Annotated in this window: 16 protein-coding genes, 2 tRNA genes and 3 rRNA genes; 15 read left to right on the forward strand and 6 right to left on the reverse strand. The window is 40.6% G+C overall.

All coding sequences use genetic code 11. The features are described from left to right. Positions 1-53: 53 nt before the first annotated feature. Together dnaK and grpE are read right to left on the reverse strand one after the other, a co-directional pair. Positions 54-2,000, reverse strand: a complete 1,947-nt coding sequence (gene dnaK / locus AC1M9E_RS00080) for a molecular chaperone DnaK (RefSeq protein WP_488224879.1) — start codon at positions 1,998-2,000, stop codon at positions 54-56. 118 nt (positions 2,001-2,118) lie between these two features. Beyond that, the gene (gene grpE, locus AC1M9E_RS00085; RefSeq protein WP_488224880.1) at positions 2,119-2,658 is read right to left on the reverse strand and encodes a nucleotide exchange factor GrpE; all 540 of its coding nucleotides are present in this window, start codon (positions 2,656-2,658) and stop codon (positions 2,119-2,121) included. Positions 2,659-3,398: 740 nt separating this feature from the next. Between grpE and AC1M9E_RS00090 the strand changes: the two genes are divergently transcribed. Beyond that, positions 3,399-3,650, forward strand: a complete 252-nt coding sequence (locus tag AC1M9E_RS00090; protein WP_035269475.1) for a hypothetical protein — start codon at positions 3,399-3,401, stop codon at positions 3,648-3,650. 194 nt (positions 3,651-3,844) lie between these two features. Here AC1M9E_RS00090 and AC1M9E_RS00095 read toward each other — a convergent pair whose 3' ends face one another. After that, the gene (locus AC1M9E_RS00095; RefSeq protein ID WP_488224881.1) at positions 3,845-4,297 is read right to left on the reverse strand and encodes a hypothetical protein; all 453 of its coding nucleotides are present in this window, start codon (positions 4,295-4,297) and stop codon (positions 3,845-3,847) included. A 199-nt stretch (positions 4,298-4,496) separates the two neighbouring features. On the opposite strand from AC1M9E_RS00095, the gene AC1M9E_RS00100 reads away from it, so the two are divergent. The 10 genes from AC1M9E_RS00100 to AC1M9E_RS00145 all read left to right on the forward strand — a co-directional run bounded on the left by AC1M9E_RS00100 (position 4,497) and on the right by AC1M9E_RS00145 (position 15,917). Further along, a complete protein-coding gene (locus tag AC1M9E_RS00100) occupies positions 4,497-5,567 on the forward strand; it encodes an alpha/beta hydrolase (protein WP_488225219.1) in 1,071 nt (356 codons plus the stop codon). Positions 5,568-5,732: 165 nt separating this feature from the next. Then, positions 5,733-6,299 (forward strand): peptidylprolyl isomerase, encoded by a 567-nt coding sequence (locus tag AC1M9E_RS00105; protein WP_481589581.1) that lies wholly within the window; start codon positions 5,733-5,735, stop codon positions 6,297-6,299. Positions 6,300-6,730: 431 nt separating this feature from the next. Further along, positions 6,731-8,268 (forward strand): 16S ribosomal RNA (locus AC1M9E_RS00110). Positions 8,269-8,329: 61 nt separating this feature from the next. After that, a tRNA-Ile gene (locus AC1M9E_RS00115) sits at positions 8,330-8,406 on the forward strand. A 55-nt stretch (positions 8,407-8,461) separates the two neighbouring features. Continuing rightward, positions 8,462-8,537 (forward strand) — tRNA-Ala (locus tag AC1M9E_RS00120). A 379-nt stretch (positions 8,538-8,916) separates the two neighbouring features. Continuing rightward, positions 8,917-11,808, forward strand: a 23S ribosomal RNA gene (locus AC1M9E_RS00125). 180 nt (positions 11,809-11,988) lie between these two features. Next, positions 11,989-12,103: ribosomal RNA gene (rrf, locus tag AC1M9E_RS00130) — 5S ribosomal RNA — on the forward strand. Together the 16S, 23S and 5S rRNA genes with 2 tRNA genes alongside form the textbook arrangement of a ribosomal RNA operon. 394 nt (positions 12,104-12,497) lie before the next feature. Next, a complete protein-coding gene (locus tag AC1M9E_RS00135) occupies positions 12,498-13,949 on the forward strand; it encodes an aldehyde dehydrogenase family protein (protein WP_481587761.1) in 1,452 nt (483 codons plus the stop codon). 371 nt (positions 13,950-14,320) lie between these two features. After that, entirely contained in the window at positions 14,321-15,805 is a 1,485-nt protein-coding gene (locus tag AC1M9E_RS00140; RefSeq protein ID WP_481587760.1) for a sodium-dependent transporter, read from the forward strand. Between the two features lies 1 nt (position 15,806). Then, the gene (locus AC1M9E_RS00145) at positions 15,807-15,917 is read left to right on the forward strand and encodes a methionine/alanine import family NSS transporter small subunit (RefSeq protein ID WP_081403317.1); all 111 of its coding nucleotides are present in this window, start codon (positions 15,807-15,809) and stop codon (positions 15,915-15,917) included. Between the two features lie 93 nt (positions 15,918-16,010). On the opposite strand, the gene rsmB is transcribed toward AC1M9E_RS00145, so the two are convergent. Continuing rightward, positions 16,011-17,306 carry a 16S rRNA (cytosine(967)-C(5))-methyltransferase RsmB gene (rsmB, locus tag AC1M9E_RS00150; protein WP_481587759.1) on the reverse strand — a complete coding sequence of 432 codons (1,296 nt, stop codon included), beginning with the start codon at positions 17,304-17,306 and terminating at the stop codon, positions 16,011-16,013. Beyond that, the gene (fmt, locus tag AC1M9E_RS00155) at positions 17,303-18,265 is read right to left on the reverse strand and encodes a methionyl-tRNA formyltransferase (protein ID WP_488224882.1); all 963 of its coding nucleotides are present in this window, start codon (positions 18,263-18,265) and stop codon (positions 17,303-17,305) included. Before fmt ends, rsmB begins: the two co-directional genes overlap by 4 nt. Before the next feature lie 381 nt (positions 18,266-18,646). On the opposite strand from fmt, the gene ilvD reads away from it, so the two are divergent. The 4 genes from ilvD (at position 18,647) to AC1M9E_RS00175 (ending at position 24,200) form a co-directional block, all read left to right on the forward strand. Beyond that, the gene (ilvD, locus tag AC1M9E_RS00160) at positions 18,647-20,476 is read left to right on the forward strand and encodes a dihydroxy-acid dehydratase (RefSeq protein WP_488224883.1); all 1,830 of its coding nucleotides are present in this window, start codon (positions 18,647-18,649) and stop codon (positions 20,474-20,476) included. A 258-nt stretch (positions 20,477-20,734) separates the two neighbouring features. Further along, on the forward strand, positions 20,735-22,057 hold the full coding sequence (locus AC1M9E_RS00165) for a hypothetical protein (protein WP_481587757.1): 1,323 nt from the start codon (positions 20,735-20,737) through the stop codon (positions 22,055-22,057). Continuing rightward, positions 22,050-22,337: a chorismate mutase gene (locus tag AC1M9E_RS00170; protein ID WP_035270424.1), complete on the forward strand. Its 288-nt coding sequence runs from the start codon at positions 22,050-22,052 to the stop codon at positions 22,335-22,337. The genes AC1M9E_RS00165 and AC1M9E_RS00170 overlap by 8 nt, the downstream gene beginning before the upstream one ends. Positions 22,338-22,508: 171 nt before the next feature. Beyond that, positions 22,509-24,200: a putative bifunctional diguanylate cyclase/phosphodiesterase gene (locus AC1M9E_RS00175; protein WP_488224884.1), complete on the forward strand. Its 1,692-nt coding sequence runs from the start codon at positions 22,509-22,511 to the stop codon at positions 24,198-24,200. Between the two features lie 69 nt (positions 24,201-24,269). Here the strand turns inward: AC1M9E_RS00175 and AC1M9E_RS00180 are convergent, their stop codons facing one another. Further along, positions 24,270-25,565 (reverse strand): solute carrier family 23 protein, encoded by a 1,296-nt coding sequence (locus AC1M9E_RS00180; RefSeq protein WP_488224885.1) that lies wholly within the window; start codon positions 25,563-25,565, stop codon positions 24,270-24,272. Between the last annotated feature and the right edge of the window lie 282 nt (positions 25,566-25,847).

Consider the following 25,847-nt stretch of genomic DNA (forward strand, 5'->3'; position numbering starts at 1 on the left):
GATGTAAATAAAAAAACCGCGCTTTCGCGCGGTCTTTTATTTAAAGTGACAAATTATTTTTTGTCATCTTTAACTTCAGTGAACTCAGCATCTACAACACCGTCGTCCGCTTTTTGTTGTTGACCAGCAGCATCACCTTGGAATGCATTTGGATCAAAACCTTGCGCACCACCTTGAGCACCCTGCGCAGCTTCATAAGCACGTTGAGTGATCGGCATGATGATGTTTTGAAGTGCTTCAGTTTTCGATTTGATCGCGTCAACATCATTTTCTTTTGTTGCAGCTTCAAGTTCTGAAACAGCAGTTTCAACCGCAGTTTTTTCATCAGCAGTTACTTGTTCGCCAAGGTCTTTTACTGCTTTTTGAGCAGAAGAAACTAATGCATCAGCTTCGTTACGCGCTTTTGCTAATTCTTCAAACTTACGGTCTTCTTCCGCATTCGCTTCAGCATCTTTGATCATCGCTTCAATTTCAGCATCGCTCAAACCTGAGTTTGCTTTAATTTGAATTGATTGCTCTTTACCAGTGCTCTTGTCTTTCGCAGATACTTTCAAGATACCATCAGCGTTGATGTCGAACGATACTTCAATTTGCGGCACACCACGTGGAGCAGGTGGGATATCGCCCAATTGGAAGTTACCCAACAATTTGTTTTGTTGAGCCATTTTACGTTCACCTTGATAAACCGAAATGTCTACTGCAGGCTGGTTATCAGCAGCTGTAGAGAACACTTGTGATTTTTTCGCAGGGATTGTTGTGTTTTTCTCGATGATTGGAGTTAACACGCCACCCATTGTTTCAATACCAAGTGTCAACGGTGTTACGTCAAGTAATAGAACGTCGTTCTTATCACCTGAAAGTACAGCACCTTGGATCGCAGCACCCATTGCCACAGCTTCGTCAGGGTTCACGTCTTTACGTGGCTCTTTACCGAAGAACTCTTGTACTTTTTGTTGTACAAGTGGCATACGAGACTGACCACCAACCAAGATCACGTCAGAGATATCAGAAGTTGATAAACCAGCATCTTTAAGTGCAATCTTACATGGCTCGATTGTACGAGCAACTAAGTCAGCAACAAGACCTTCTAATTTCGCACGTGTTACGTTGATCACTAAGTGTTTAGGACCAGTCGCATCAGCAGTGATATATGGAAGGTTGATTTCAGTTGCATTCGAAGAAGAAAGTTCAATCTTCGCTTTCTCAGCAGCTTCTTTCAAACGTTGAAGTGCAAGAGGATCGTTCTTCAAGTTTACGTTTTGTTCTTTCTTGAACTCTTCAACCAAGAAGTCGATTAACGCGTTATCAAAGTCTTCACCACCAAGGAATGTGTCACCATTAGTAGACAACACTTCGATTTGTTGGTCGCCATCAAGGTCAGCGATTTCAATGATTGATACGTCGAAAGTACCACCACCTAAGTCGTAAACCGCGATTTTACGGTCGCCTTCTTTCTTGTCCATACCGAACGCAAGCGCTGCAGCTGTTGGTTCGTTGATGATACGTTTAACATCTAAACCAGCAATTTTACCAGCATCTTTCGTTGCTTGACGTTGAGCATCGTTGAAGTATGCAGGAACAGTAACTACCGCTTCAGTAACTGTTTCACCTAAGTAATCTTCCGCAGTTTTCTTCATTTTCTTAAGAACTTCTGCAGAGATTTGTTGTGGTGCTAGTTTCTTGTCGTTTACATCAACCCAAGCATCGCCATTGTCAGCTTTGATGATTTTGTAAGGTACAAGACCAATATCTTTTTGAACTGCTTGATCTTCGTAACGACGACCGATCAAACGTTTGATCGCAAATAATGTATTTTTCGGGTTTGTTACCGCTTGACGTTTAGCTGATTGACCAACAAGGATCTCGCCATCTTTATACGCAATAATAGACGGAGTTGTACGAGCGCCTTCAGCGTTGTCGATTACTTTAACTTTATCGCCTTCAAGTACTGCAACACATGAGTTTGTAGTACCTAAGTCAATACCAATAATTTTAGCCATTGATGTGTTCCTCGAAAATTTTGTTGTGATCTTTCACTTGTTATCCGATATGAGAGCCATTCATTATTTTTCAAGTTAAAAACTTAAAAAATTTTTACAAACTCCCGTATTTCTTGACTTATTGGCCTACCATGACCATTGCAGGACGAAGTAAACGGCCAGAAAGGGTGTAACCTTTTTGAAGTACCGTACCAATCTCACCCGCTTTTGCATCTGGGGCAATACCAACTGCTTGATGCAAATCAGCATTAAAACCATTTTCAGTGTCAACTGCCACAACACCAAATTTTTCTAATGTTGCTAATAATGACTTCAGTGTGAGTTCTACACCTTCTGATAAAGGAGTTTTTTTATCACCTGCAGCAGCAATTGCACGTTCAAGGTTGTCAACTGAATCCAATAATTCTTTTGCAAATTTCTCTAAAGCAAATTTTTTCGCAGTATCCGCCTCACGCTCTAAACGTTCTTTAGTTTTTTCTGCTTCATACTTCGCATTTGCAGCAACTGCTTTTTCATATTTTAAGTTTTCAGTCAGCGTTGCGATTTGCGCTTGAAGGTCTTCTACAGAAACTTCGACTTCAGCTTGTTGATTTTCAACTTGCTGTTCAGTTTGTTCCGTTTGAACGTCCTGAGTTTGTTCGTTTTGCTCATTTGCCATGGAAGATCTCCGCTTAAATGGGTTTTTAAACATGTACAGTCCTTTGGCATCAGTGTTAACTGCGTTAATCTGAACTGCCATGCGTGTGTAATTCATCAATACTAAGGTAATGTGGGCGACTATAAATAATTCAAGCTTAAACGATGTTTATTTCTACTAAATTCATCTTTAGAACAAGGAATGAAAATTTTTCGATTCATTTAGAGAAATCTAAAGTCTAGAATAAGACGAGGAGATGAACTGGAGAAAGATTATAAAAATATGATTTAGTGTATATTTTATATATAAAAAATATAGATTCAGATAAAACAAGTCTTTCCTTTTAAAGAATCAAATCTGTATTATCTTTAACCAGATACTAACGCTGTAGTTTCTATTTATTTTGTTTTTGCTTTTTAATAGCTCATCCAACCTCCTTGGATGAGTTTTTTTTTGCTTGTCGAGATCTGAGTAACAATGTTAAGCAACCGATATACCGTGTAGCCACACTGTGATTCAGTCACCTTCAAAAAGGGTTTATATCGCACCACATATTCACTAAAAAATAAATTAAATAAATGGCTTAGGAGATATATTCAACTATAAAAGTTGAATTGCATTTTCTTTACACTTTTTTCATAAGTTCAACCTGAAGTCATCGAAACTTGAACCAAGAACTGACGCATGAAATAAAAAAGTCAGGAATGATAAGCCTTCAAAGTTAACTCTGACTTTGAATGTTTCAAGTAAGGAATTAAACAATGAAAAAATTAGGTCTCATTTCCCTGGCATTTGCAGCTATTGGTTTTGCTACTGTAGGTTGTACTTCAAACCAATCTGCTGAAACTGCTCAAGCGACCACACAAACAGATGCTTCAATAGCGCAAGCGGCAACTACTGAAATGGATACCCAAAATGGTGTGGCTGTACAAGCTGACCCAAGTGTAGAGTCTGCTGAACCGATTCAAGCTGTCCCAGCTGAAGGTGCAGAAGCCCCTCAAGTTGTTGAGTAAAATGCAATGAAATTTAATTCATTTAAACTGCTTATAATGGATTAAATTTTATGAAAAAGCAGAGAATAGAGAGTAAATAGGATGCCTTTACTGTCTATTTTTAGAATCACAGCACTTAAAAAAACCTAACATTCAAATGTGAATGTTAGGTTTGTGAGGTAACTTTAAATCAATTGTCTTGAGTCCAAGAAAGCTTAACGATCTCGGCGATCGTGTTGACGTTCCTGTTCTCGCTTCTTGCGGTCCTGTTCTAAGCGCTTACGTTGTTCTTCAATCGATTTTTTACGATTATCTTGATTCCAACGATTACGTTCAGCTTGACGTTGTTTTAGAATTTCCTTTTGACGTTGTTCAATCTGTTTACGACGATCATGCTCAGCACGTTCTTTATTACGTCGATCTGCTAATTCACGTTGTTGGCGTTGACGTTCATATTCACGTTTGCGCTTTTCTTGTTCAAGGCGCTGTTGATGTAAACGTTGTGCGCGTTCTCTCTCCCAACGTTGACGGTCATAGTTGCGATCATAATCACGATCATAACGATGGTCATAATTACCATTATAATAAGGGCCATCGTCAGGGAAGGCCACACAACCGACTGCAAGAACTGCTGTGGCCAATGACATTATCATTACTTTTATTGCCATAGCTTTCACCTTTATATGTTGAATCAGGACAACCAAAAAATTCCTGATGTTGGATTAAATAGTCAATGACAAGACTGCTATAGTCAGATTAGCGTAAATGGAATTGAAGTTTGTATATTGATCAGTAGACTTAGTTAACAAAATAGTCATGAAATGGCTGATCGTGTAGAAATTATGAAGAATACAGATTTTTAAAAGGATCGGAATCGTGAATCAAAAAATACAACAATTACTTGAAAATGGTCAGGGTTCTGCAGGACGTGCATTAGATCGACTCCCGAAGATCGTTCAAGAATCTCTAGTGAAGTTACTTGGCTATCCCTATGACTATCCTCAACTCGATAGCTTTACAAAATGCTTGATGGCTGCACAGTTGAAACAAGGAAAATCAGGCTTTATTGGCGCTGATATTGATAAATCAAGAAAAGAATTTGAAAATCAAATCCAATCCATCACACATAAATCATCTCATGTTCAATATGTAGAAGATATTCGTCTTCCTTTACAAAGTGGTACTGTATTTGCCAGACATTATCATCCTGCTCCGAATAAAAAACTACCAATGATTGTATTTTATCATGGTGGTGGGTTTGTTGTCGGAAGTGTGAATACACATGATGAAGCGTGCCGAATCATTGCGAATTATGCAAAAGCACAAGTAATCAGTATTGATTATCCTTTAGCACCAGAAGTTTCTCCACAATCATTGATTCAATCATGTGAAGATGCATTGGCATGGGTATATCAAAATCGCCGTCACTTTAAAATCTTAAAAAACCGTATTGCTATAGCAGGAGATAGTGCTGGCGGTAATATTAGTGCTGTCGTTGCTCAACGTGCATTAAATGCCAGTTATGCGCCTCAAGCTCAATTTTTAATATATCCTGCGGTAGATTTCAAAAGTCGTCATCCATCATTCTTTGCGTATAAAGATGGTTTAGTATTAACCAACAGCGATATTGACTATGTGACAGAATACTACGCGACAAGACATAAAGTTGCTTTGGATAATCCACTAATCTCCCCAACATACGGCAATCTAAAAAAATTGGCACCAGCTTATGTTGTTACAGCGGGACATGATGTATTGCATGATGAAGGCAAAATTTACGCCCACAAATTACGTCAAAATGGCACTAAAGTGTTGTATCAAGATTTTGAAGATCAAACACACGGATTTATTAATCTAACGCTAATCTCAGGGCGTTCTAAAAAATTGTTGATTGAAATGAGTAAAGAGTTTAGAAGATTTTGGGATAAAAATAGTTAATAGATCCTTACTTTCAAATCCTGAGATTTAAACGAAACTCAGGATTTTTTCTTTATATAGAGTAATCGAATAAAAATACTTTGATGCTTAACAAAAAACTGAATCTTTTCTGGCGATTGATTCATGAATAATAGATAAGATAAAACATCAATAAGAGGATAGCGTATGTTAAAAAAAATGATGTTAGGTGCTTCTGTTGCGGCGATGAGTACTTTGTCTTTGGCAGCAAATACGCATATGCAAATCAAAACATCAGCAGGAGATATCGAAATCGAGTTGTTTAATGATAAAGCTCCGATTTCAGTAAAGAACTTTGAAACTTATGCGAAAGCTAATTTTTATAACGGCACAATCTTCCATCGGGTTATTCCAGGGTTCATGATCCAAGGTGGAGGATTAGATGTATCGATGAAAGAAAAAGCGAATCGACCTCCAATCAAGAACGAGTCTTATAATGGCTTAAAGAATAACCGTGGCACTTTAGCCATGGCACGTACAAACCAGCCTGATTCAGCAACAAGCCAATTTTTTATCAATATTGCGGATAATGATTTTCTAAATAAAGCGCCAATGAATCCTGGTTATGCTGTGTTTGGTCAGGTAACTAAAGGCATGGATGTTGTCGATAAAATTGCAAAAGTGCCTACTGGTAGATTTGGTATGCATCAAGATGTGCCAAAAAATCCTATTAAAATTTTAAGTGTGAATATAAAACCTTCAAAAGCGAAATAGTGATTAAAAAAAGAAGCAGAAATATTAAATTAATATTTCTGCTTCAATATTATAGGGTTAAGTGTAAATGTGATTATTAATGAATCATAATGGTGCATAAAAATAGAACACTCAATAAAACATGGGGTTAAAAGCACTTGCAATGATTTCGAAATGCTCTAGAATGCACCCCATACCGACGAGATACACGGAGACGAACGAAGCAGGTTGCTGAGTTGTTAAGTGTTTCGAGTCCAGCTTCTAGCATTGACGAGATGTTAGAAAGATCATTAAGAGATTATGAAGAACAACTTGTGTGGATTTTTACTGGTTGATTGATCGATATATATTATCATTGATAATTGGTAGAAATTTCTCGAAGTTTATTTGAGCAAATTTTTTGTCAGTAATTGATGAGCCAAGATTGGTACCCTTTAGGTACTATTGATTTTAAACTGAAGAGTTTGATCATGGCTCAGATTGAACGCTGGCGGCAGGCTTAACACATGCAAGTCGAGCGGGGGAAGGTAGCTTGCTACTGGACCTAGCGGCGGACGGGTGAGTAATGCTTAGGAATCTGCCTATTAGTGGGGGACAACATCTCGAAAGGGATGCTAATACCGCATACGTCCTACGGGAGAAAGCAGGGGACCTTCGGGCCTTGCGCTAATAGATGAGCCTAAGTCGGATTAGCTAGTTGGTGGGGTAAAGGCCTACCAAGGCGACGATCTGTAGCGGGTCTGAGAGGATGATCCGCCACACTGGGACTGAGACACGGCCCAGACTCCTACGGGAGGCAGCAGTGGGGAATATTGGACAATGGGCGGAAGCCTGATCCAGCCATGCCGCGTGTGTGAAGAAGGCCTTTTGGTTGTAAAGCACTTTAAGCGAGGAGGAGGCTACTAAGATTAATACTCTTGGATAGTGGACGTTACTCGCAGAATAAGCACCGGCTAACTCTGTGCCAGCAGCCGCGGTAATACAGAGGGTGCGAGCGTTAATCGGATTTACTGGGCGTAAAGCGTGCGTAGGCGGCTTTTTAAGTCGGATGTGAAATCCCCGAGCTTAACTTGGGAATTGCATTCGATACTGGGAAGCTAGAGTATGGGAGAGGATGGTAGAATTCCAGGTGTAGCGGTGAAATGCGTAGAGATCTGGAGGAATACCGATGGCGAAGGCAGCCATCTGGCCTAATACTGACGCTGAGGTACGAAAGCATGGGGAGCAAACAGGATTAGATACCCTGGTAGTCCATGCCGTAAACGATGTCTACTAGCCGTTGGGGCCTTTGAGGCTTTAGTGGCGCAGCTAACGCGATAAGTAGACCGCCTGGGGAGTACGGTCGCAAGACTAAAACTCAAATGAATTGACGGGGGCCCGCACAAGCGGTGGAGCATGTGGTTTAATTCGATGCAACGCGAAGAACCTTACCTGGTCTTGACATAGTAAGAACTTTCCAGAGATGGATTGGTGCCTTCGGGAACTTACATACAGGTGCTGCATGGCTGTCGTCAGCTCGTGTCGTGAGATGTTGGGTTAAGTCCCGCAACGAGCGCAACCCTTTTCCTTATTTGCCAGCGGGTTAAGCCGGGAACTTTAAGGATACTGCCAGTGACAAACTGGAGGAAGGCGGGGACGACGTCAAGTCATCATGGCCCTTACGACCAGGGCTACACACGTGCTACAATGGTCGGTACAAAGGGTTGCTACCTAGCGATAGGATGCTAATCTCAAAAAGCCGATCGTAGTCCGGATTGGAGTCTGCAACTCGACTCCATGAAGTCGGAATCGCTAGTAATCGCGGATCAGAATGCCGCGGTGAATACGTTCCCGGGCCTTGTACACACCGCCCGTCACACCATGGGAGTTTGTTGCACCAGAAGTAGGTAGTCTAACCGTAAGGAGGACGCTTACCACGGTGTGGCCGATGACTGGGGTGAAGTCGTAACAAGGTAGCCGTAGGGGAACCTGCGGCTGGATCACCTCCTTAACGAAAGATTGACGATTGGTAAGAATCCACAACAAGTTGTTCTTCATGACGATGTATCTGAGGGTCTGTAGCTCAGTTGGTTAGAGCACACGCTTGATAAGCGTGGGGTCACAAGTTCAAGTCTTGTCAGACCCACCACTACTGACGAAGCAATTCATACAGAAGAAAGATACATTGATCTAAATGATAAGCTGGGGACTTAGCTTAGTTGGTAGAGCGCCTGCTTTGCACGCAGGAGGTCAGGAGTTCGACTCTCCTAGTCTCCACCACGTATTCATTCGAATACGTAGTAAGCAAACGAGTTGATAGCTTATAGAGCTTAGTAATAAAGCTGTGTATACTGCACGCCTTGATTATTAAGCTCTGTGATTTATCACAGTTGACTGCGATCTGACGAAGACGTAGTGAATCATTAACAGCATATATTTGAGTTGAAATAATTTGTTCATACTCATAGAAAGAGCGGAAACGAGATAACGTAAGTTATTGAGTTGAAGTGATTGAAATGAGAACTAGCGAAATTAACTGAATCAAGCGTTTTGGTATATGAATTTGAATTGAAGCTGTACAGTGTTTAGATACACAGTACTTCAAACTGTAATGTTGAACGATCTACTTGTAGGATCGAACGACTGTTTGGGGTTGTATAGTCAAGTAATTAAGTGCATGTGGTGGATGCCTTGGCAGTCAGAGGCGATGAAAGACGTGATAGCCTGCGAAAAGCTCCGGGGAGGCGGCAAATATCCTGTGATCCGGAGATATCTGAATGGGGGAACCCACCTATCATAAGATAGGTATTGCAACATGAATACATAGTGTTGCAAGGCAAACGCGGGGAAGTGAAACATCTCAGTACCCGTAGGAAAAGAAATCAATTGAGATTCCCTCAGTAGCGGCGAGCGAAAGGGGAAAAGCCCATTAAGTTATGTAAGCTTTAGTGGAATGCTCTGGGAAGTGCAACCATAGTAGGTGATAGTCCTGTACACGAAAGGGCTTACATGATGATGTCGAGTAGGGCGGGGCACGTGAAACCTTGTCTGAATATGGGGGGACCATCCTCCAAGGCTAAATACTCCTGACTGACCGATAGTGAACCAGTACCGTGAGGGAAAGGCGAAAAGAACCCCTGTGAGGGGAGTGAAATAGATCCTGAAACCGCATGCATACAAGCAGTGGGAGCATCTTCGTGATGTGACTGCGTACCTTTTGTATAATGGGTCAGCGACTTACATTCAGTAGCAAGGTTAACCGAATAGGGGAGCCGTAGAGAAATCGAGTCTTAATAGGGCGTTTAGTTGCTGGGTGTAGACCCGAAACCAGGCGATCTATCCATGAGCAGGTTGAAGGTGAGGTAACACTTACTGGAGGACCGAACCCACTGTCGTTGAAAAGCCAGGGGATGACTTGTGGATAGGGGTGAAAGGCTAATCAAGCCTGGTGATAGCTGGTTCTCCCCGAAAGCTATTTAGGTAGCGCCTCGGACGAATACCATTGGGGGTAGAGCACTGTTTCGGCTAGGGGGTCATCCCGACTTACCAAACCGATGCAAACTCCGAATACCAATGAGTACTATCCGGGAGACAGACTGCGGGTGCTAACGTCCGTAGTCAAGAGGAAAACAATCCAGACCGCCAGCTAAGGTCCCTAAATCATAGTTAAGTGGGAAACGATGTGGGAAGGCATAGACAGCTAGGAGGTTGGCTTAGAAGCAGCCACCCTTTAAAGAAAGCGTAATAGCTCACTAGTCGAGTCGGCCTGCGCGGAAGATGTAACGGGGCTAAAACTATGTACCGAAGCTGCGGATTTGCAATTTATTGCAAGTGGTAGGGGAGCGTTCTGTAAGCCGATGAAGGTGGATTGAGAAGTCTGCTGGAGGTATCAGAAGTGCGAATGCTGACGTGAGTAACGATAAAACGGGTGAAAAACCCGTTCGCTGAAAGACCAAGGGTTCCAGTCCAACGTTAATCGGGGCTGGGTGAGTCGACCCCTAAGGCGAGGCCGAGAGGCGTAGTCGATGGGAAATTGGTTAATATTCCAATACTTCTGTGTAATGCGATGAGAGGACGGAGAAGGTTAAGTCAGCCTGGCGTTGGTTGTCCAGGTGGAAGATTGTAGGCATGTATCTTAGGCAAATCCGGGGTACTCTATGCTGAGAATCGATAGCAAGCTAGTTTACTAGCGAAGTGGCTGATACCATACTTCCAGGAAAAGTCTCTAAGCTTCAGTTACACAGGAATCGTACCCGAAACCGACACAGGTGGTCAGGTCGAGTAGACCAAAGCGCTTGAGAGAACTCTGCTGAAGGAACTAGGCAAAATGGTACCGTAACTTCGGGAGAAGGTACGCTGCCGGCGGTGATAGGACTTGCTCCTTGAGCTACTGGCAGCCTCAGAAACCAGGCCGCTGCAACTGTTTATTAAAAACATAGCACTCTGCAAACACGAAAGTGGACGTATAGGGTGTGATGCCTGCCCGGTGCTGGAAGGTTAATTGATGGGGTTAGCGTAAGCGAAGCTCTTGATCGAAGCCCCAGTAAACGGCGGCCGTAACTATAACGGTCCTAAGGTAGCGAAATTCCTTGTCGGGTAAGTTCCGACCTGCACGAATGGCATAATGATGGCGGCGCTGTCTCCAGCAGAGGCTCAGTGAAATCGAATTCGCCGTGAAGATGCGGTGTACCCGCGGCTAGACGGAAAGACCCCGTGAACCTTTACTGCAGCTTGACATTGAACTTTGATCTTACTTGTGTAGGATAGGTGGGAGGCTTTGAAGTAGAAACGCCAGTTTCTATGGAGCCGTCCTTGAAATACCACCCTGGTAATATTGAGGTTCTAACTCTGCTCCATTATCTGGAGCGAGGACCATGTCTGGTGGGTAGTTTGACTGGGGCGGTCTCCTCCTAAAGAGTAACGGAGGAGTACGAAGGTGCGCTCAGCGTGGTCGGAAATCACGCGTAGAGTATAAAGGCAAAAGCGCGCTTAACTGCGAGACCCACAAGTCGAGCAGGTACGAAAGTAGGTCTTAGTGATCCGGTGGTTCTGTATGGAAGGGCCATCGCTCAACGGATAAAAGGTACTCTGGGGATAACAGGCTGATACCGCCCAAGAGTTCATATCGACGGCGGTGTTTGGCACCTCGATGTCGGCTCATCTCATCCTGGGGCTGAAGCAGGTCCCAAGGGTATGGCTGTTCGCCATTTAAAGAGGTACGCGAGCTGGGTTTAGAACGTCGTGAGACAGTTCGGTCCCTATCTACCGTGGGCGTTGGAAATTTGAGAGGATCTGCTCCTAGTACGAGAGGACCAGAGTGGACGAACCTCTGGTGTACCGGTTGTGACGCCAGTCGCATCGCCGGGTAGCTATGTTCGGAAGGGATAACCGCTGAAAGCATCTAAGCGGGAAGCCTACCTCAAGATTAGATTTCCCAAGGACTTTATGTCCTCTAAAGAGCCGTTGAAGACTACAACGTTGATAGGTTGGATGTGGAAGTACGGTGACGTATGAAGCTGACCAATACTAATTACTCGTGAGGCTTGACTATACAACACCCAAACAGTTGGTGTTGTGGTTCAAATCATGACAAATAACTTGATTTAGTTAGATAAAACGCTAAACTGCACAAACTAAAGCAACTCAAATAGCTGTTAATAACTTCTTTGACCAAGCAAAGGCACGCAAACAATATATGCGAATAAGACCCAAGCAAAGTCACAACAGTTGTGCTGGCGACAATAGCAAGAGTGAACCACCTGATCCCTTCCCGAACTCAGAAGTGAAACCTCTTAGCGCTGATGGTAGTGTGGGGTTACCCATGTGAGAGTAAGTCATCGCCAGCTCATTATTCTAAACACCCCCTTCAATACAAGGGGGTGTTTTTTTATATATATAAATTGAAATAAATAATCATATAGACGATAAATTTTATGTCTTGAACAGTTATAGCAACCTCTCTTATCCATCTGATGCTCAAATTCATAAAGTATGATTAATTTCTATTGGTACACCTGTGTACATAGAAAAATGATCGCCTAATCAATTGGTCGTGGTTGTCTTTTAATGCTTTAAATAATGAGTGACTAAAATGCATGCGAGATGCAATAGAGGCATTTACATAATAAAAAGTAAGAGTGAAAAATATATTACTTAATTACTCATGAACAGAAGTTGCTTGAGAGGTCATGATATAGTGAATTTAAAAGTTTTAAATCCGAATATATTTAAGGATACGTGATGACCAATTCAGAAAAAAAAATTGAGTGTGATTATTCTCTTTATGTTGCCTCTAAAGCATCCCAAACAGGTCAATGGCTTGAAGTAAAAGATAAATTTAGCCAAAAAATATTTGCCCGAGTAGCCTTAGCAGATGCAAATACTTTAGAAAAAGCAATCCAATCTGCAATTGATGCAGAACAGGCGATGGCAAAATTAGAACCATTTCAAAAGCAAAAGATTTTATTACATTGTGTCAAACGCTTTAGCGAAATGAGAGAGGAATTAACTGCAATTTTGATTGCAGAGGGTGGAAAGCCATTAAAAGCAGCTCAGGCTGAAGTTGAGCGTCTTATAAATACCTTTCAAATCGCTGCTGATGCTGTTACACAAATGGACGATGGGCGTTTAATGCCATTGGCTGTAACAGCTGCTGCACAGGGTTATACAGGTATGATTAAACATGTTCCGATTGGTGCTATATCATTAATTAGTCCTTTTAATTTTCCACTTAATTTAACTGCTCATAAAATTGCACCTGCAATTGCAGCAGGGTGTCCTTTCGTACTGAAACCTGCGTCACTTACACCAGTTTCTGCTCTAAAAATTGCAGAAGTGTTGGCTGAAACTGATTTACCTCAAGGTGCATTTTCAGTTTTACCTTGTCCTCGCGAACAGGCAGATATCTTGGTAACCGATGACCGATTCAAATTACTCAGTTTTACTGGATCGGATGAAGTCGGTTGGGATATGAAAGCACGTGCTGGTCGAAAAAAAGTCACCTTAGAGCTTGGTGGAAATGCTGCTGTTTTAATTGAACCTGATACTGAAATATCTGATGTGTTAATTGATCGTCTTATTGGGGGAGCTTATAACCATGCAGGTCAAGTTTGTATTAGTGTCCAAAGAATTTTAGTCCATGAAAATATTTATACTGATTTAAAGAAGAAATTAATTTCCAAAATTAAAAAAATCAAAGCGAGCGATCCAAATTCAGACTTGACCTTATGTGGCCCTATGATCAAGGAGGGAGAAGCTAAAAGGCTTAAAAAATGGGTCGATAAAGCGGTAAAGAAAGGCGCCAAAGTTTTAGTCGAAGGTCAGGTAAAAGGGGCTTTATTTGATCCAATATTGCTAGAAAATGTTGATACGTCTTTAGAAATTTATAAAGATGAAGCTTTTGGGCCAGTAGCTATTCTAGAGAAGTATAAAGATTTTGAAAAAGGCATTGCTACAATTAATCAAAGTCGATTTGGTCTGCAAGCTGGCGTTTATACACAAAGTCTGAATAAAATGATGTATGCGTGGAATCATTTACATGTAGGTGGTGTCATCATTAATGATATTCCATCATTCCGTGTGGATAACATGCCTTATGGTGGTGTTAAAGATTCAGGTCTAGGTCGAGAAGGGATTCAATCAGCAATTCGAGATATGCAAGAAGAGCGATTGCTTGTGATTAAACAAGGATAAATTATTATTTATGTTAAAAGGAGCATAACGCTCCTTTTAAATTATTTAGTTTAGATTAACGCTGTGATTTAAAAATAAACATATTGAGTTAAAAATTAATCAATAAGAATAAAAAAATGATGAAACACAGTTTTTTCCTGAATTAATTACAGAAAAATCTGATTAAAAGCGCTATTGTTGATTCATTAAACATCCTTTATTTCATCTTTCTTTAACCAAGAATATTAAATAAGGGGTGGTTTGTAATTCGAAAAAAATGCTCAAAAGGCCGTTTCTGATTCAAACAACAAAATTTTAATGGTATGCAATTACTTGCGAGATAACATCAACAATAGCAGTAAGCGTGTACCCATTTACGGATTAGGTACTATATGACAGCTTCACGTGAAAATTGGAGCGCCAGATCAGGTTTTATTATTGCAGCTATTGGTTCTGCAGTAGGTTTAGGCAATATTTGGCGTTTTCCCTATGTCGCATATGAAAATGGTGGCGGGGCATTTTTAATCCCTTATCTGGTTGCAATTTTTGCTGCCGGTCTTCCACTTTTATTTTTAGATTATGCAGTTGGACATAAATACCGTAAGGCCCCACCTACAGCTTACAAGAAGTTGATGAATGGTGAATCATTGGGTTGGTGGCAAGTCGCTGTGACATTAATTATTGGTATTTACTATGCCAGTGTATTGTCATGGGCGGGTAGTTATATGTTCTACTCATTTGGTCAACAGTGGGGAAGTGATACAGAAAAATTCTTTTTCACCACCTATCTTCAGAATGGCGAAGGCTTAGCATTTGGATTTGTTCCGACCTTATTTATAGGTTTGGTTGTCGTTTGGGCGATCGTTATGTTCATCCTGTATGGTGGGGTGAAGAAAGGCGTGGAATTGTCGAATAAGATCTTTATGCCATTATTGGTGGTTTTATTTACGATTCTCGTGATTCAAGCTATTCGTTTACCAGGTGCTGTCCAAGGTTTAAATGCATTCTTTACACCAAACTGGGAAGCAATGGGCAACTATAAAGTGTGGTTAGCTGCATTTGGCCATATCTTTTTCTCGTTATCCGTTGGTTTCGGGATTATGTTGACCTACGCTTCGTATTTGAAGAAAAAAACGAATTTAACTGGTTCTGGACTAGTCGTTGCTCTTGCAAATTCATCTTTTGAAATTTTAGCTGGTATTGGGGTATTTGCAGCATTAGGTTTCATGGCCTACAGTGCGGGTGCTTCAGTTGACGATGTTGTATCTGGTGGTATTGGTTTAGCTTTTATCGCTTTCCCTAAAATCATTTCAAGCATGGGGGCTGGCGGAGACTTATTTGGCTTCTTGTTCTTTGCATCTTTAACAGTTGCAGGGATTACATCCATGGTCAGTATTCTTCAAGTTCCAATCGCAGGTTTCCAAGACAAGTTAGGATGGTCTCGTAAGAAGGCTGTGACAATTATTGCAGGTGGTTCAGCAATTGTTTCAACTTTATTGTTCTCAACTCACAGCGCGATTACGTTTGTCGATATTATCGATTACTTTGCCAATAATATTGGTATTGTCGCGGGTGGCTTATTATCAATCGTATTGGTGTCGTGGTTCCGTCGACCGTTGTTAAAGCAACTTCAAGAGCATGTAAATCAATATGCTAGTATTAAGCTAGGTGCTGGTTGGAACTTCATGTTGACTGTAGTTACGCCAATCTCATTGTTAGCTGCGCTATTGATGACCTTGAAGTCAATATTTACTGAAGGTTATGGCGGTTATCCAATTGAGATTCTATTGCCAATTGGTGGCGGTGTAGTTGCAATCTTTGTATTCTGTGCGGTTGTTTTTAGTCGTCTAAAAGACAATGGACCTGAGGAGAAATAAGATGAATACTTCTGCTTTAATGATGCTTATTATCTCAACAGTGCTGTTATGGGGTGGTCTTATTTTAGCCATGATTCATTTGGCAAAAAACCCAGATGAGCTTGAAGATTAAACTACTTCAGATCAATATTAAAAAAGCCATGACACGAGTCATGGCTTTTTTATATGTCGGTAAATTAGAAATAAACTATCTTAAAAAATAGCATTAAATCTTTTGAATTAAACAATAATAGAATCCATCACCATGACCTTGTTGTGGCAATAACTGACGGCCGTGGATTTGTTCAATTCCCCAATTTACATTTAATTTGATTTCTTGAGCATCTGCATGCGTGTTGAAGAAATCAATCATTTGGTGTTCATTTTCAGCTTTCAAAATCGAGCAGGTAATATAAAGCATTGATCCGCCAACTTTGAGTTGTAGCCACATGTGATTCAGAATTTGTTTTTGAAGTTCAACCGTTTGTTGAATATCGGTAGATTGGCGAAGTAAACGAATATCTGGATGACGTCGTACAACTCCAATAGCAGAACACGGTGCATCAAGAATAATACAGTCAGCCTGTTCAGGTGCAGACCATACCGTAGCATCAGCAGTGAGTATTTCCACTGGAGCATACTGATTAAGTGCAAGACGCTCTAAGTTTTCACTTACGCGGCTTAAACGCTTTGTGTCGTGATCGATCGCATACAGCTTTTTAGGACGATAACACTCTAAAATATGTGCTGTTTTTCCACCTGGAGCCGCACATGCATCAATTACGATCTTATCATCAAGATTCGGCAACAAGGTCGCGCAAAGTTGAGCATGTTCATCCTGAACAGAAAAACCACCTTCTTCAAAGCCAGGGAGGTGAGGAATATGCACGGATTGATCTAAGATAATGCCTACATCGGACCATTCACATGGATGAGCATCAATCCCTTCTTCATCAAGAATATCTAAATATTCCTCACGGCTTACTTGTCGTTCATTTACACGTAGTGTCAAAGGCGCAGCCAGTTTAAGCTCAGCTGAAAGCATTTGAAGATGCTCTGGCCAATCTTTTTTCAAGCGTTTAAATAGCCAACTAGGTAAACCATGGGCTTGGTCTAATGCTTCGCCGAATTCTTCAGTTTCACGTGAAACACGACGTAGAATCGCATTCACGACGCCACTTAAAGCTTCAAAACCAAGTTGTTTGGTGGCTGTTACCGTTTCTGAGATAGCCGCATGTGCTGGAATACGCGTGCAAAGCAGTTGATATAAACCTAAATATAGGCAGCTTTCAACGGTTTCATTGTTGAGCGGTTTAGTCAGAAGAGGGAGAGTAATTGCTTTAAGTGCATGCCATTGGCGTAAAGTGCCTAAAGTCAATTCATGAAATAAGGCCCGATCACGCTCACCAACCAATGAAAGATGTTGGGAAAGAACAGAGGTGAGGGATTGCCCATTCTGAACGGCCAGTAATGTTTTAATCACATGTCCGCGTAAATTTAAATGAGAAGATTGTTGGCTCATGCGAAGATCTGTCCTGGCTGCAATTTTTGACTTTGTAGAATTTGTGCAGCATTGAGCGCTTTACCGCCTGGCCACTGAAGTTGAGTGAGGCAAATCACTTGATGATCACCACACACAACGTGAACACCATCCTGATCGACAGCGATGATTTCACCGATTTGTTGAGTTGATGGAGTGAGTGGAGAAAGTTTCGAATTCCAAATGCGTAAATTGTTGGATTCATCAATAGGTGTGAAAGCTACGGGCCAAGGATTGAAAGCACGGATATTACGATCAATCGTCACAGCATCATTTGCCCAGTTAATTTGAGCTTCAGCCTTCGACAGTTTATGAGCATACACTGTAAGTGATTCATCTTGAACTTCACGTGTATCTAAATAATGCTTTAAAGTGTCTTCACTTTCTAAAACAGCGAGAGTGGCTTCAGCCCCTTGTTGAGCCAGTTTATCATGTAAGGTTGCGGAAGTATCTTCAGCCGTAATAGGACAGATCGTTTTAAACATCATGTCACCAGTGTCTAGACCAGCTGCCATTTTCATGATCGTAATACCTGTTTCAGTATCACCTGTCGCGATAGCACGTTGAATAGGGGCTGCACCTCGCCAGCGAGGCAATAAGGAACCATGAATATTCAAGCAGCCGTATTTAGGTGTATCCAAAACGACTTGAGGCAAGATTAAACCGTATGCTGCGACCACCATCACATCAGCATTGAAAGACTTGAGTTCAGCTTGAGCAGCCAAACCTTCCTCAGTCGACGATTTAAAATGTAAAGGTTGGTAAACAGGAATATTGTGCTCAAGCGCCAATTGCTTTACCGCTGACGCTGTCAGTTTTTGTCCACGTCCTGCTTTACGGTCTGGCTGCGTATACACAGCAACAATTTCATGAGAAGTCTTTAACAAAGCTGCTAATGCACTCGCTGCAAATTCAGGGGTTCCCGCAAAGATGATTTTCACTCAGACACTTCCAAAACAATATAAAGAACATTATATGCCAAAAGCGATTTTCGCCCAAATAAGGTCGTAATTTGAAACGTTTTCATGTGCATTTTGTGCTTAAGGTGTGATTAATAAAATTTATGTATTTTTAAAAAAAGATTCATGAAAGTTTTGTATTACGATTTCAGATAAGGGTTTATAGTAGATCACATCTCTTACATCGATTTAGATCGTTGAGGGCAAATCAGACCTATACGAACAATTGCAAGCAATGGTTAACTGTTAATCAGAAAGCTGTCATAATAGAAGTAAGGTTCAACTGATTTAGCCTTATATTTCAGTATCATTTAGCCAGATTGAATACATATTCATCGAGCTCAGCTTAAGTTGGAAATAAAAATGCCTGACTATCGTTCGAAAACATCAACACACGGAAGAAATATGGCGGGTGCACGTGGCTTATGGCGTGCAACTGGAATGAAAGACGAAGATTTTGGCAAACCAATTATTGCAGTAGTCAACTCATTCACACAATTCGTACCGGGTCATGTGCATCTTAAAGACTTAGGTCAGCTTGTTGCACGTCAGATCGAACAAGCGGGTGGTGTAGCTAAAGAATTTAATACAATCGCAGTAGACGACGGTATTGCAATGGGTCACGACGGAATGTTGTATTCATTACCATCGCGTGACTTGATTGCTGACTCAGTCGAATACATGGTCAATGCTCACTGTGCAGATGCAATGGTTTGTATCTCGAACTGTGACAAAATCACACCAGGGATGTTGATGGCGGCAATGCGCTTAAACATTCCTGTGGTGTTTGTTTCAGGCGGCCCGATGGAAGCTGGTAAAGTCCAAATTCGTGGTGGTGAACAAGCGATTGACCTTGTGGATGCCATGATTGTTGCTGCAGACGACAACTACACAGATGAAGAAGTAAAAGCATACGAACGTTCTGCATGTCCAACTTGTGGTTCATGTTCAGGGATGTTTACTGCAAACTCAATGAACTGTTTAACAGAAGCATTAGGTTTATCTTTACCGGGTAATGGTTCAACACTTGCAACGCATGCCAACCGTAAAAAATTATTTGAGCGTGCGGGTCAGTTGATTGTTGAAATCACAAAACGCCATTACGAACAAAACGATTACAGCGTATTACCTCGCAACATTGCCCCTAAAGCTGCTTATGAAAATGCCATGACTTTAGATATCGCGATGGGTGGTTCTACCAATACAGTACTTCACTTATTAGCGGCTGCGCATGAAGCAGAAGTTGATTTTACAATGGACGATATCGATCGTTTATCACGTAAAGTGCCTGTACTGTGTAAAGTTGCACCTGCGGTTAAAAATGTTCACATGGAAGATGTCCATCGTGCAGGCGGGATCATGTCGATCCTTGGCGAATTAGACCGTGCAGGTTTGTTAGATACTTCTGTACCAACCGTACATGAAAAAACATTGAAAGATGCTTTAGATAAGTGGGACATTATTCGTACTGAAAATGAAGAGGTATATAACTTCTTTAAATCAGCACCGGGCGGTGTATCAACACAAACAGCATTCTCACAAGACCGTTACTACACACGTCTTGATGGCGACCGTGAAAATGGCGTGATTCGTAATGCAGAACATGCTTTCTCTAAAGACGGCGGTTTAGCAGTCCTTTACGGTAACATCGCACTTGATGGTTGTATCGTAAAAACGGCTGGTGTAGATGACTCGATTTTGAAATTTAACGGTACAGCACGCGTATTTGAAAGCCAAGATGATGCAGTAGAAGCAATCTTAGGCGGCAAAATCGTAGCAGGTGACGTGGTTCTGATTCGTTACGAAGGTCCACAAGGTGGTCCGGGTATGCAAGAAATGCTGTATCCAACAAGCTACTTAAAATCAAAAGGTTTAGGTAAAGACTGTGCACTTGTGACTGATGGTCGTTTCTCGGGTGGTTCATCAGGTCTTTCAATTGGTCACGTGTCTCCAGAAGCGGCTGAAGGCGGTGCAATTGCTTTAGTTGAAGATGGCGACCGTATCGAAATTGATATTCCAAACCGTACGATTCACTTAGCAGTTGCTGATGATGTATTGGCAGCGCGCCGTGAAGTGCAAGAAGCTAAAGGTTGGAAGCCTGCGAAAGAGCGTCCACGTAAAGTATCTAAAGCACTGAAAGCGTATGCAATGCATGCAACAAGTGCTGCAAAAGGTGCGGTACGTGACATCTAATCTGCTTATAAACTAGATCAATCATGATTAAAAAGCATCCTTTGGGATGCTTTTTTAATCACTAAAAGTTTGAATTTCATCTGAAAGCGTCAATTACATTAATGACAATATTTGATAGAAAGGTCATAAATATTGATCAATTCTCTTTGTCTTGATATAAGTTTTGCTCGCGTTCAAACTTTTTTAGTTTTAAAAAAAGCGATGAATTCGATACTTTGAGCACATAATTTACCAGTAAAATCATCTGAGGCACATCTCATGTCATTGTTACGCCGTTGGTTTGATCCGCTACGATCGAGTTGGTTTTATCAGAAACCAAATCGTCAAGAGGTCTTGTCAACTGAGCAGGGTTTAACGATCTATCTTCGTTTAGATGATGTGTATAGTTATCTTGCAGTCCAGCAATTGGCACAATTAAATGACATTTTAAAAGATGAAATTAAGCCTTTAAAAATTGTTATCTCAGATACTGCTGCTGAAGCTCCAAATGATATGAGTCCTGAAGAGTGGCAAGATTACAGTCTACGTGATGCCCAAATTTTAGCGTACCAGCATCGTTTCGGATTCGATAATGAAAAGCCTGAAATACCAAGTGCTGAAGCGATTCAACAGGCAGAAACGATTTTACGAAATACCCCATTAACAGGTGAAAATTTTCTCTATTTATTGGAAGATGTCTTCCATATGTTGTGGCAACAGCAATATGGAAAATTACGTACTTTGTATGTCATGGCCAGTCGACATCGAAAAGAACAACAAATCGCTGAGCGAACTTTTGATCACACGCCAGTTTTAGCAAGCTTTTTTGAGCTCGGTGATCGTCGGTATCATGCGGTAGATGATTTATTAAGATTGACCCGCCGTTTAAAACAACAAAAACTCTTGACTGGTAATCCTATTTTTCTCATCAATCATATTGAGTGGCGGGAACACCTAATGAATGATGCTGAGGAATTATCTGAGATTCAGGCGATGAATCCTGAGTTGGACCTCTATATTGCATTAGAAGATCCGATCTCTTGGTTATTGTTAGCTTATATTAAAGAAGAACTTGCCGATTATTACGATATCCAACTTACCGTTTATCCATTGCAATATCAGGGACGAGATTTATTTGATTGGAGTTTGGCAACGCGTTTATCTAAACGAACAGAAGTAAAATTCACGCCGTTTTGCCGACCGACTCAGCAGGCGACATATGAAATAGCACGATTGTTTTACAGTGTGCCTGAGGATCAACGTCTTGATGCAATGTATGAAATCTTGCAGGCTGTTTGGAGTAAAGGTAAAGATCTATCGTATCGACCTCATATTCAAGCCTTAAAACAGAGCTTGAATATCACGACGCTCACTGAAGAGTCGATCAGTCAAAAGCTAGAAGAAAATCAATTACTCTGTGAGATGAAATCACAACCTGATTTACCAGTGCTTGAGCTTCGTATCGATGGAAAGAGTTATGTGTTTAATAGCTTATATCGTGTATGGATGATTGAAAGTATTTTCAGTAATGTGTTAGAACAAAAGTACAAAAGTGAAAATGAATCTGAACACAGGGATACCGAATCAATTGAAAATCAATAAAGAAAAATGCGAAACCCTTCAGCAAGCTCGAGCACAAATAGATTCAATTGATCAAGCTATAACAGAATTAATTGGTTTACGCCAATATTACGTAGATCAGGCAGTTCGTTTTAAAAGAACTATACAAGATGTACAGTCACCTGAACGTGTTGAAATAGTGATTGAAAAAATACGTGAATTGGCTACAAAGAATGGTGTGGATCCATTACTGATGGAAAAAATATATCGAGAGATGATTCAACACTTTATTCAAAGAGAGTTAAAAGAAATACGACCATAACAGTCGGAATTCTTAATAAGAATGAGGAACTTAGTTTCCTCTTTTATTCATTGAAATTTACAAAATATATAGCCGATTTGTGAACTGGTTCAACAAAGCTTAGTGTTACAAAAAATAATATTAAGTTAACATTTGTATACATCACTTTTTAGACTGACGGTCGAAGGCGCTATGGATACCCAGTTACAATTAGAAAAAATAGTCAAGGATCTTGAAAACTATAAAGTAGCCATTGATGCACATTCAATTGTAGCCATAACAGATGCACGTGGCGTCATTACTCATGTCAATGAGAAGTTTTGTAATATCTCACAGTATTCTTATGAAGAGCTGGTCGGATCAACACATAAAATTATTAATTCAGGCTATCACCCGAGAAGTTTTTTTAAATATATGTGGAAAGCCATTTCGAGTGGAGAAATTTGGAAAGGCGAAATTTGTAACCGAGCTAAAAATGGTTCTTTATATTGGGTTGAAACCACGATTGTACCGCTTAAAGATAATAATGGCGTTTTACAAAACTATATCTCCATTCGAACTGATATCACACAGCTAAAAAATTCCGAAGACCATGCACGTTATATGGCATTACATGATGAATTAACGGGATTGCCTAACCGCCGTTTTATGCAAGAACGCATGTTGGAGGTGATTGAATCATGTAAACAAAATGGTACACATAGTGCACTCATGATGTTGGATTTGGATAACTTCAAAAATATTAATGACACGTTAGGACACGATCGTGGAGATGACCTACTCAAAATGGTCTCGGTGCGCCTTATGGAGTGTGTGGCACAGCAGAATGCAATTGTCCGTCTTGGTGGAGACGAGTTTTTAATTATTCTTTCAGATTTAGATCCAGATGAAACGATTGCTAATCAAGCAGTGATGCAAATCGCTGATAAAGTTCGTGCTGCATTAAATGAGCCTTTCGTATTAAAGGATAATAAAATCCATACTAGCTCTAGTATCGGAATTTTTATTTTCCGTAATTCAAAATTGCCAAAAAATGAGTTACTTAAGTACGCCGACATGGCGCTGTATCAAGCTAAAGAAAATGGTAAAAACTGCATATGTGTTTTTGATCCTGAAATGGAACAAAGTGTAATTGCTAAAGCTGCTTTATTAAATGATTTAAGATTAGCTTTATTGCGAGATGAGTTCCAACTTTATTATCAGATTTTAGTAAATCGTGAAGAGGAAGTGATTGGGTATGAGGCCTTGCTACGTTGGAGTCATCCTGAACACGGTTTGATTTTACCAGGTCGATTTATTGAAGAAGTGGAGAAAACTGATCTCATACATGATGTTGGTAATCGTGTATTAGTATTAGCATGCCAACAGTTAAAAGATTGGAGCCAATACCCAGAATCTTCAAACTGGACGATTTCAGTCAATATTAGTGTCGAACAATTCCGTAAGACTGACTTTGATAAAAATGTGCTTCGGATTATTGATGAAGCAGGAATTGATCCAACATTATTACGTTTAGAACTCACTGAAAGCATGTTCTATACCGATATGCATAACTCAATTGAGAAAATGAAAAAGCTCATCGAGCGTGGATTAAGATTCTCTATGGATGATTTTGGAACAGGATATTCTTCATTGAATTACCTCAAAATGCTTCCACTGGATCAACTCAAAATTGATCGTTCATTTGTAGAAAATATTGTCGGTAATCCACGTGATATTGCTATTGTGAAAACGATTATTGATTTAGCACAAATTCTTGATCTGAATGTGGTGGCAGAGGGTGTAGAAACTGAAGAGCAGTTCCAAGTTCTAAAAGAAAATGGTTGTAATACGTTTCAAGGCTATTATTTTGGTCGACCTAAACCCATTGAAAAAAAATCTTAAAATACTTAATTAGAATAAAAAATTAAAAAAGAGAGCATTAAGCTCTCTTTTTTTATATGCGATAGATTTTTAGTTAGACTTTCCATTTAAGCTAAAGAACCAATTCAGGAATAATGCAGCAAAGGTAGCCGTTCCAATACCACCTAAATTGAAGCTACCAAATTGAAGCGCAAAGTCACCAGTACCTAAGATCAGCGTGATCGCAGCAATCATGAGGTTTTTATTTTTAGAGAAATCGACACGATGTTCGATCCAAATTTTAGCACCAGCTATGGTAATTAAACCAAACACCACAATTGATGCACCTGCAAGAATCGCAGTTGGAATGGTTTGAATAATTGCACCAAATTTTGGTGATAAGCCAAGGAAAATTGCGAATACACCTGCGATGGCGAAAATAATCGTGGAATAGACACGTGTCACAGCCATCACGCCAATATTTTCCCCATAAGTGGTCATGCCTGGAGCACCTACACCACCGGCTAATGATGTTGCAACACCATCGGCTACAAACGCTTTACCAATATGTGGGTCTAGATTTTCACCAGTCATGGCAGAGACTGCTTTGATGTGACCTAAGTTTTCAGCCACTAAAATTAAAGCTACAGGAGCAATGATGAGCATCGCGTTCGTACTGAACTCAGGAGCATGAAAGTTAGGCAGACCAAACCATGCAGCTTGTGTAATCGGCGTGAAGTTAATTGGAGTACCGTAACCCATGATATTCGTAATAACAAAGTATACGATATAAGACAGCACCAAACCCACAAGTAAAAGTAGGCGTTGTAGCATCCCTTTGGTGAATACTGCAATTGAAGCCATACACATGACAGTAATCAATGCCATCCACATATTAAATGGATTACCCGCGACACTTTTTACCGTTACCGGTGCAAGATGCAGACCGATGATCATGACCACAGAACCTGTTACTACAGGAGGCATGAGCTTTTCAATCCATCGAGTACCTGTTGCCATCACCAGAAAACCAATTAAGGCATAAAGTACACCACAGGCAATAATTCCCCCAGCAGCTAATGCAATATTGGCATTTGCTCCAGCACCGGCATAGCCCGTTGCCGCGATGACTACACCAATAAAAGCAAAGCTTGAGCCTAAATAACTGGGCACTCGACCGCCAGTGATGAGGAAAAATAACAGGGTACAAATACCTGACATTAATATGGCAAGATTAGGATCAAAACCCATTAATAATGGTGCTAAAACTGTCGCACCAAACATGGCAAAAGCATGTTGAATGCCAAGAACTACACTTTGCGCAGGAGGTAAATATTCGGTCGTGCCAACAGGACGCGTATCAATATCATCCGTGAAGGGACGCCATTTAGGAAACCAACTGGTCATAAAGTGAGCACTCAATAGTTAAATTGTGCACATCATACGCCTGTTTTATGAGAAATCATCTGTTTCTTGAAAAATTATTAAAACTAATGGTCTGACTTTTATTGAATTTTTACCCATTGGTAAAAAAAATATGTTTTAAAATTAAAGTAAAATCAGCCTATTGCAATTCAGCTATATCAAAAAAATCTATATCCATATTGAGTAAAAAATTTATAGGTGCTTTGTTGTCATTACTGAAAATTAGAATAAAGTCTCTAAATTGCTCAAGCCCATAAAGGTACT

This window comes from Acinetobacter sp. 24-47-47 (genome assembly GCF_057737035.1).

Bases quoted from the DNA above. Each gene is read 5' to 3' on its own strand.
- dnaK (WP_488224879.1), bottom strand. From the start codon at position 2,000: ATGGCTAAAATTATTGGTATTGACTTAGGTACTACAAACTCATGTGTT.
- grpE (WP_488224880.1), bottom strand. From the start codon at position 2,658: ATGGCAAATGAGCAAAACGAACAAACTCAGGACGTTCAAACGGAACAA.
- AC1M9E_RS00090 (WP_035269475.1), top strand. From the start codon at position 3,399: ATGAAAAAATTAGGTCTCATTTCCCTGGCATTTGCAGCTATTGGTTTT.
- AC1M9E_RS00095 (WP_488224881.1), bottom strand. From the start codon at position 4,297: ATGGCAATAAAAGTAATGATAATGTCATTGGCCACAGCAGTTCTTGCA.
- AC1M9E_RS00105 (WP_481589581.1), top strand. From the start codon at position 5,733: ATGTTAAAAAAAATGATGTTAGGTGCTTCTGTTGCGGCGATGAGTACT.
- AC1M9E_RS00135 (WP_481587761.1), top strand. From the start codon at position 12,498: ATGACCAATTCAGAAAAAAAAATTGAGTGTGATTATTCTCTTTATGTT.
- AC1M9E_RS00140 (WP_481587760.1), top strand. From the start codon at position 14,321: ATGACAGCTTCACGTGAAAATTGGAGCGCCAGATCAGGTTTTATTATT.
- AC1M9E_RS00145 (WP_081403317.1), top strand. From the start codon at position 15,807: ATGAATACTTCTGCTTTAATGATGCTTATTATCTCAACAGTGCTGTTA.
- rsmB (WP_481587759.1), bottom strand. From the start codon at position 17,306: ATGAGCCAACAATCTTCTCATTTAAATTTACGCGGACATGTGATTAAA.
- ilvD (WP_488224883.1), top strand. From the start codon at position 18,647: ATGCCTGACTATCGTTCGAAAACATCAACACACGGAAGAAATATGGCG.
- AC1M9E_RS00165 (WP_481587757.1), top strand. From the start codon at position 20,735: ATGTCATTGTTACGCCGTTGGTTTGATCCGCTACGATCGAGTTGGTTT.
- AC1M9E_RS00175 (WP_488224884.1), top strand. From the start codon at position 22,509: ATGGATACCCAGTTACAATTAGAAAAAATAGTCAAGGATCTTGAAAAC.
- AC1M9E_RS00180 (WP_488224885.1), bottom strand. From the start codon at position 25,565: ATGACCAGTTGGTTTCCTAAATGGCGTCCCTTCACGGATGATATTGAT.